1 protein-coding gene is annotated in these 2,990 nt (G+C 63.1%); it reads left to right on the top strand.

Annotated elements, in window-relative coordinates; genetic code table 11:
* A partial coding sequence (locus ACX80L_RS17690) for a hypothetical protein (protein WP_459291370.1) occupies window positions 1-231 on the top strand: 231 nt, incomplete at its 5' end.
* Window positions 232-2,990 lie beyond the last annotated feature (2,759 nt).

Raw genomic sequence — 2,990 nt, 5'->3', positions numbered from 1 at the left:
AGCCAAAAAAACCAGCCACCACACGGGGTGCGGCAACCAGCAAATTCAACCAATCAAAAAACAATCGGTATCAACAAACTTGGCACACTATTGAGTTCTCAAACAACAGGAACAAACGATTACTCACGAACCCCCGCGCTTCCACGCTTCCCGGGTATGTTTTCCCTCGCCGTTACATTCACAGCTTATTTCATTTCTTTTTCCCTTGTCAAATCCCCCGCCGTGGCGTAATGCCCGACCAAAGAAACAACAACAAGAGCCAACCCACCACAAATAAAAGGTAAATCCGCTACCGCTCAAGAGCGCACGAACCCACCACATGATTTGAAGGGGATGGTCACCCTCACCGGGGCAACTCATAGAACATTACACGCCGACCACTGCTGCCGCAAACCGGAACGGCGTCGTCTGCGTCACGTCCTACTCCGGGCCCGCCGGCAGGTGTCGGTGGGATCAGCCCACCACCTGACGCCGTTCGGGTGGCTTGGTCGATGCGCGGAGAGCCGACGCGGAGGTACTGCCTGTCCCTTCGACGGGTGCTGCAGAACCTGGAGTCGGTGCCGGACATGGATCTCTACGTGAGGCTCGCGTGATCCGCCCGATCATCAGTGTGTCCACCGGGCAGAGCCAGGCCAGGAGACGATGCCGCCGGCGATCGCCACCCCTGCAGGGGTTACCGCGAAGGGGCAGTTGTGGGATATCCGCGACGCCAGTAGTTCAGCACAGCCCATCTGGCGGATTCGGGAACCTGGCACGGGGAGACGAGCCGGGACAAGCGACTGAGGAAGGCGACTCCGTACCGTCGCTCGTCAGCGGCTGAACCGCCGCAGCAACAACTGCGGACACTCCTGTCCGGGACACGCGGAGCCCTCGAGGAACCGAGGTGAACCGAGGTGAACCGAGGTGAACCGAGGTGAACCGAGGTGAACCGAGGTGAACCGAGGTGAACCGAGGTGAACCGAGGTGAACCGAGGTGAACCGACATGTGGTCTGTGTACCGGAGACAAGCCGACGATGAGAGGTTCGCCTCCGGCCCTACCGCTGAGATCGAGACGCCGTTGACGGTCGACTCGGCCCGGCGCTTCGCCACCCAGCTCAGCCGAGCTCAGCCCAACGTTGTTCCACCCAGCGCTTCCCCATCTCGGTCCGATCCAGCCCAACGGCACGATGGTTCCTGATCCGCCGGCAGCATCATTCGCACCCGCACAGGACCCGAGGGCACAAAATTTATGGCGATCGGTACTCCTACTCCACGCCTCCGCAGCATCCCCCACGTGAGGAGTCGCGTCGCATGAACGTCGCCTCTCTGCCGTGGCGAAGAAGTCATCTCGGTGATGCGATCCTGGGATCGGTCATACGGTCACTGGGCTCCTCATCTTGGTTCGCAGTTCGAACCGGGCGTTAGAGCCGAAGGAGCAGCGTAGTCATGCCTGAGCTCGGATCAGTCCGACACCGTCCACGGCACAACGCCGCATTCCGTCCGGTGATGGGATCCATTCTGTGAGGGACCCGGCACCCGGTTCACCCGGTTCGCGCGAACAGGGCCGTAGTGCCAGGGCCGGCGCTACAGCGAGACAGCGACACAGCCGACACAGCCGACACAGCGACACAGCGACACAGCGACACAGCGACACAGCACAGTACGGCATCACCGCATCACCGTGGTAGGTATCTCTCGACGTGCACTTGCCGAAGGCTCGAGCAAACCCACATACGAATGCGACCAGCCCTAAGCGGGGGGGTGTGGCCGGAGTGGCGGCTATCCACTTACGCCCCTGATATCGATCCACGGACCTTCCGACCACGCCCATCGGCTCTGCGTCAGGACGTCAATGGTTGCTACCGCCAGTCTTGGGAGCCCATGAGACGCGAGTGCGCGCAACCGAGCATCACGGTCGGAACCTGGAATGAGCAACAAAGGCGGTGCCATTGGGTATTGCCGTCGCGCATCCAGGACTACCTTTTCAAGGAACCTCGAGCAGTAACAGGCGCACGCGGTAACGGGCGCACAGCTGCGATCAGCCACCACCCTCCCCGTCCCCGGCGCCAGCAGCTGGCCCCCAGATGGTCCGACCGAACCGACCGGACGAGCTGCCGGTTCCTCGTCATGCATAGCGCAGGACATTTGGATGAACCGGGATACTGTCTGCAGCACGAAGACCGACGCCGATTGTTCGAGCTCCCCTTTCTGGCCACCTGAACTGCCAGCGACGTCGTGTCGTTCAGCGATCACCTCCACCGGCAATCGCCGGGAGGTGCAGTACGCCTACGGACAGGAGGTGCAGCACGCCTTTGGACAGAAGGTGCAGCACGCCTTGGACATCGAGGATGGACAGCGTCCCGTACTGATCCCATCCGCCCCATGACGTCGCAGCTCTCGCGGTAGGGGCGCGTGCCTTCGGGTCGCCAGGAGAACCGTTGTGTCCCTGAGGTTGTGGACGACGCTCCGGCACCGGCGGTGGTGGCCTGAGTGTATGCGTCGTGAGCTCTGCATGTCCCAGGCAGGCGCAGGGCCAGGTCGACATGATTGCATGTCCTGTGCACGGCCCGGTCGGCCCGCCATGGCCGGGATGTTTGGTGCTGTGGGGTCTGATGACCGCGTGGTGTCGTGGCCGGCGTCGTGGCCGGCGTCGTGGCCAGCATCTCCGGTATCGCATAGACCGGCCCAGCAGGGGTGGCCTGTGTCTCCGCACGGTGGGGGTGCTCCGCTGCCACGTATCGCGCTGCCCGATGTCAGTCGCTTGTGTCGCTGCCCGGCACGAGGGGCTCATGTCTCCCGGGGCGGCCGCGGCATCAGGGCGGTTGTCCGGCATCGGTAGCCGGCGCCACCGGGGTGTGGACCGGCCCGGCGCCACCGGGGTGTGGATCGGGGTTGGGGGGTGTGGTTTAAGTGGGGAAGGCCCCGCACCTGGTGGTGCGGGGCCTTCCCGTTGGAGTGTTGTCCGGCGGTGTCCTACTCTCCCACACTCTCTCGGGTGCAGTACCATCGG

The sequence above is a fragment of the Arthrobacter sp. MDT1-48-3 genome, from assembly GCF_054511015.1.
This window is presented reverse-complemented; position numbering and strand designations above follow the sequence as displayed.